Raw genomic sequence first — 4,532 nt, 5'->3', positions numbered from 1 at the left:
GCCTCCTGCACGAACCAGTCGAAGTCCTCGATCGTGCCCAGATCCGGGTGGACCGCGTCGTGCCCGCCCTCCGGCGAACCGATCGCCCACGGCACCCCCACATCGTCGGGGCCGGCGGACAGGGTGTTGTTGCGGCCCTTGCGAAACGTCGTGCCGATCGGATGGATCGGCGGCAGATAGACCACGTCGAAACCCATCGCGGCGATCGCCGGCAACCGGCGGGCCGCGGTACGGAACGTGCCGTGCGGGTGCTCCGGCGTGCCCTCCGAACGCGGGAAGAACTCGTACCACGACCCGAACAGCGCCCGCTCCCGCTCCACCAGCAGCGGCAACGTCTCCGACGCCGTGATCAACTCCCGCAGCGGATGGCGGGCGAGCACCGCGTCCACGTCCGGCGTCAGGGCCCCCGCCAGACGCGTGGCGACCGGCAGGGAGTCGTCCGCGAGCGTCTTCGCCGCGGCCAGCAGCACCGCGTGCTGCGGTCCCTCCGGGACCCCCGCGGCCGCGCGGGTGTACAGCTCGGCGCCCTCCTCCAGGACCAGCCCGGTGTCGAGACCGGCAGGAACCTTTATGCGAGCGATGCGACGCCAGGTGCCGACCGGATCGCTCCAGGCCTCGACGCGATACGTCCAGTGGCCCTCGACGTCCGGAGTGACCTCCGCGCCCCAGCGGTCACTGCCGGGAGCCAGCTCCCGCATCGGCGTCCAGGGGCCGTGCCGCCCTTCCGGGTCGGTCAAGACGACATTCGCGGCGACCGCGTCATGACCCTCGCGGAAGACCGTCGCGGTGACCTGGAACGCCTCTCCCACGACCGCCTTCGCCGGGCGCCTGCCGGAGTCGACGGCAGGGCGGACGTCCCGAACCGGGATGCGGCCGATGACCGGGGTGGAACTCATGCTCTCGCCTCCGCCGTGCTCGAGGCCGGACGCTGACTGCGCCCGGCCGGGGATCGAAGCTGCGCCGGAAGGGTTACCTCCCTGCGGGGGAACGTTCCGCGGACCTCGGCGGACCACGTCTCGCGACGGTGCCCGTGCGGGGGAGGTCGCTCTGCTCTTGGAGGTAGGCCACCACGCTGCTGCGCAGATAGCGCTCGGCGGCCTCGGCCGCCTCACGCGCGCAGCGCTTGCCCATCAGCACGCACAGCGTGTAGCCCGAGTCCTCGAAGGTGGCCCGTACATCGCGGTCGGTGGGGGACGCGAGCATCACGCGCTCCCAGGCGCGATAGCGCCGCAGTTGCCGGGCGACCTCGGCTTTGGCCGGTAGCAGCATGGCGCCGTTCACCTTTCGGACTCGGGAGGATCCAGGGCGCGGCAGGGTCCGGGCTCGGGAAGATCCAGGGCTCAAGAAGATCCGGGATTCAAGAGATCTTCACTCATGGTGCATGGATGACGACCCAACGTCTTGTTGGTTCTTCAACTACCTCGCCGGTCGCTCGTGTTGCACGAATGGCGTAGCTCTCCCACGCTGGAGTGACTCTGAAGCGATCAGCGCTCACGCTCTGTGTTTCGGGGCCCGGCCCCGCGGGGGCCGGGAGGAGCGGGAGCTTCGCCGGTGAGGAGTGACGATGAAAACCGCAGTGCCCTGCTACTACCACCTCGACGTGGAGGTCAGCCCGGAACGGGTCGGACAGGTCAGGCGCATCCTGGCCGCCCACCTACGGCTCTGGGACCTCGAGACCCTGGTCGAGCCCGTCTGCAGTGGTGCCGAACTGCTGCTGAAGGCCATCGACGAGCACGCGAGGGACAAGAACACCTCGATCGAGCTGTGGTGGAACGGCCAGCACCTCATCACCGCCGTCGCCGGGAACGACAGCGAGCTGCGCCCGGACCTGGATCTGCGCGCCTGCCTCGAGCGGATCGCCGCGATGAGCGACGGCTGGGGCTGCTGTGCCACCGACACCGGCAGCAAGGTCATCTGGTTCTCGCAGCGGGCCCGCGCCGGCGAGCGCGTCCCGCTCGTGCCGACGGCTCCCGCCCCGAGCCTGCGGGAGGTGCTCCAGGTGCCGCGCGAGATGCCGGTCGCGGCCCTGGCCGCCGCCGTCGACGGCGGGTGCTGAGCGTGCCGTCGTCCAGGAAGAAGCCGTACAAGAACGGGAAGCGGGTGCCGGCCTGGAGCGGGCACCCCTACCCGCTGGGGGCGTCGTTCGACGGCGAGGGCACCAACTTCGCGCTGTTCAGCGAGGTCGCCGAGCGGGTCGAACTCGTCCTGGTCGACGAGCGGGGCGCCCACACCGGCGTCCCGCTGACCGAGGTCGACGGTTTCGTGTGGCACGGCTACGTGCCGGGTGTCGGACCGGGGCAGCGTTACGGCTACCGGGTGCACGGCCCCTGGCAGCCCTCGTTCGGCCACCGGTGCGATCCGGCGAAGCTGCTCCTCGACCCGTACGCCAAGGCGGTGGACGGGCAGGTGGTCAACCACCCCTCGCTGTACACCCCCGAGGCCGACAGCGCCGGGCACACCATGCTCGGCGTGGTCACCGACCCGGCCTTCGACTGGGGTGACGACCGGCCGCCCCGGCGACCCTACGCCGACAGCGTGATCTACGAGGCCCACGTCCGCGGACTCTCCCGCACTCACCCGGACGTCCCGCCGGAACTGCGCGGCACCTACGCCGGTCTCGCGCACCCCGCGGTGATCGACCATCTGACCTCGCTCGGCGTGACCGCCGTCGAGCTGATGCCGGTGCACCAGTTCGTGCAGGACGGGGTGCTCCAGGACCGCGGCCTCGCCAACTACTGGGGCTACAACACGATCGGCTTCTTCGCGCCCCACAACGCCTACGCCGCCCACGGCACCCGGGGCCAGCAGGTCACCGAGTTCAAGGCGATGGTGAAGGCGCTGCACGCGGCCGGCCTCGAAGTCATCCTCGACGTCGTCTACAACCACACCGCCGAGGGCAACGAGAAGGGGCCCACGCTCTCCTTCCGGGGCATCGACAACGCCTCGTACTACCGGCTGGTGGACGGCGACTGGGAGCACTACTACGACACCACCGGTACCGGGAACAGCCTGCTGATGCGGCATCCCTACGTGCTCCAGCTGATCATGGACTCGCTTCGGTACTGGGTGACCGAGATGCACGTCGACGGCTTCCGCTTCGACCTCGCCGCCACGCTGGCCCGGCAGTTCCACGAGGTGGACCGGCTGTCGGCGTTCTTCGACCTCATCCAGCAGGACCCGGTGATCAGCCGCGTCAAGCTGATCGCCGAGCCGTGGGACGTGGGGGAGGGCGGCTATCAGGTCGGCAACTTCCCGCCGCTGTGGTCGGAGTGGAACGGCAAGTACCGGGACGCCGTACGGGACTTCTGGCGGGGCGAGCCGCACACGCTGGGCGAGTTCGCCTCCCGGCTGACCGGCTCCTCCGACCTGTACCAGCACAGCCGCCGCCGCCCGCGTGCGAGCGTCAACTTCGTGACCGCGCACGACGGTTTCACCCTGCGCGACCTCGTCTCGTACAACGACAAGCACAACGAGGCCAACGGGGAGGACGGTCAGGACGGCGAGAGCACCAACCGGTCCTGGAACTGCGGGGCCGAGGGCGAGACCGACGACCCCGCCGTCCTGGAGCTGCGGGCCCGCCAGCAGCGCAACTTCCTCGCCACCCTGCTGCTCTCCCAGGGCATTCCGATGCTCTGTCACGGCGACGAACTCGGCCGCACGCAGGGCGGCAACAACAACGCCTACTGCCAGGACAACGAAGTCTCCTGGATCGACTGGGAGTTGAGTCAGGAACAGCGTGAACTCGCCGACTTCACACGCTACGTGATCGGCCTGCGCGCGGCGCATCCCGTGCTGCGCAGGCGCCGGTTCTTCCGGGGGGAGACCGTGACGCACGCGGGGCAGCCACTGCCCGACCTGGTCTGGCTGCTGCCGGACGCCGACGAGATGGCCGAGGCGGACTGGCAGCGCTCCGACGCGCACGCGGTCGGCGTCTTCCTCAACGGCGACGCCATCGCCGAACCCGACTCGCGGGGCAACCGGGTGGTCGACGACTCGTTCCTGCTGCTGCTGAACGGCCACTGGGAGCCCGTCGACTTCCGGCTGCCGGACCGCGCCTACGGCGAACGCTGGACGACCGTCCTCGACACGGCCGAACCGCAGGGCGCCGACGAGGCCGAACACAAGGCGGGCACGGAGATGAAGGTCGAGGCCCGCAGCCTGGTACTCCTGTCGAGACCGTCCCGCGCGACCACCTGAAGGCGGGGCGTCGGCCCCTCGCCTCCGGCGTGAGGGGCGGGCTCGCGCAGCGCGGCTTCGGGGACGTTTGTCGCCGTGAGTCCTGACGGCCTTGGGGTGGGCCGCGACGCCTGCGGCCGGGTGTGGGGCGGGGACCGTGGTGCCCGCCGTCAGCGTGCCCGGTGTGGGGTCACGGTGAACCAGGCGCCTGGGGGCGCAGGGCGGCTCAGGTGGTGTCGTGCGTGAGCATGCTGTCGCCGTGGGTCTTGACGGCCTTGGGACGGGCCGCGACGTCTGTGACCGGTGTGGGCGGGACACGGGCGTCCGTCTTCAGCGTGCGCGGCGTGAGGTCACGG

The 4,532-nt window shown here is 70.5% G+C and carries 4 protein-coding genes; 2 read left to right on the top strand and 2 right to left on the bottom strand.

The annotated features are described in order from the left end of the window. Together ACIRP7_RS21600 and ACIRP7_RS21595 are read right to left on the bottom strand one after the other, a co-directional pair. Positions 1–896: maltotransferase domain-containing protein (locus ACIRP7_RS21600; protein WP_403661732.1), on the bottom strand; the 896-nt coding region annotated here is incomplete at its 3' end. Positions 897–969: 73 nt separating this feature from the next. After that, on the bottom strand, positions 970–1,269 hold the full coding sequence (locus ACIRP7_RS21595) for a DUF5133 domain-containing protein (protein WP_403661730.1): 300 nt from the start codon (positions 1,267–1,269) through the stop codon (positions 970–972). Between the two features lie 295 nt (positions 1,270–1,564). Between ACIRP7_RS21595 and ACIRP7_RS21590 the strand changes: the two genes are divergently transcribed. Next, a complete protein-coding gene (locus ACIRP7_RS21590; RefSeq protein WP_403661728.1) occupies positions 1,565–2,056 on the top strand; it encodes a pep a2 in 492 nt (163 codons plus the stop codon). A gap of 44 nt (positions 2,057–2,100) precedes the next feature. Continuing rightward, a complete protein-coding gene (gene glgX, locus ACIRP7_RS21585) occupies positions 2,101–4,197 on the top strand; it encodes a glycogen debranching protein GlgX (RefSeq protein WP_403661799.1) in 2,097 nt (698 codons plus the stop codon). The last annotated feature ends 335 nt before the right edge of the window (positions 4,198–4,532 follow it).

This window comes from Streptomyces sp. NPDC102270, from assembly GCF_044766405.1.
Lineage (GTDB): Bacteria > Actinomycetota > Actinomycetes > Streptomycetales > Streptomycetaceae > Streptomyces.
The sequence above is the reverse complement of the archived record's forward strand: the minus strand, read 5'-3'. Positions and strand labels throughout refer to the sequence as shown.

What these genes read in the sequence shown, in the direction of transcription:
- ACIRP7_RS21590 (WP_403661728.1), top strand. Translation starts at nt 1,565, where the DNA reads ATGAAAACCGCAGTGCCCTGCTACTACCACCTCGACGTGGAGGTCAGC.
- ACIRP7_RS21595 (WP_403661730.1), bottom strand. Translation starts at nt 1,269, where the DNA reads ATGCTGCTACCGGCCAAAGCCGAGGTCGCCCGGCAACTGCGGCGCTAT.